A 522-nucleotide genomic window follows, 5' to 3' on the forward strand; every position below is an offset into this window, starting at 1 on the left:
GGCCGCACGTGATGTCTTGCAGTGTCCTGCACAGTTTTTGTTTTTGAGTGTGCAGGGATTGATCGATTGAAGAGGGTTTTGATGACTGCGCTTTGCAGGCCTGGCGGCGACCTACTCTCCCACACCTTAAGATGCAGTACCATTGGCGCTGGGGAGTTTCACGGCCGAGTTCGGGAGGGGATCGGGTGGGGGCTCCCCGCTAGGGCCACCAGGCCGGCGAAGCGCAATCATTTGTGAACTGGTCTTGTTTTTTTCCGGTTTTTCACGTTTTCGAAGCCTTTGCTTCGGCGCCGTTGGCGGAGCCAACTTGCGCGAGAACGAACCGGTCATTTTGAAGCCTTGGCTTCAAGATGAGCATTGATAAATGAGAGTGATCAAGCCGAACGAGCTATTAGTAAGGCTCAGCTTCACGCATTGCTGCGCTTCCACATGCCTCCTATCGACGTGGTGGTCTTCCACGGCTCTTCAGGGAGAACTTGTTTTGAGGTGGGTTTCCCGCTTAGATGCCTTCAGCGGTTATCC

Annotated in this window: 2 rRNA genes; both read right to left on the minus strand. The window is 54.2% G+C overall.

The features are described 5' to 3' along the window. Positions 1 to 98: 98 nt before the first annotated feature. A 5S ribosomal RNA gene (gene rrf, locus E1297_RS00755) occupies positions 99 to 213 on the minus strand. Between the two features lie 157 nt (positions 214 to 370). Further along, positions 371 to 522 (minus strand): 23S ribosomal RNA (locus E1297_RS00760); the annotation flags it as partial.

It is taken from the genome of Roseibium sp. RKSG952 (genome assembly GCF_009711355.1).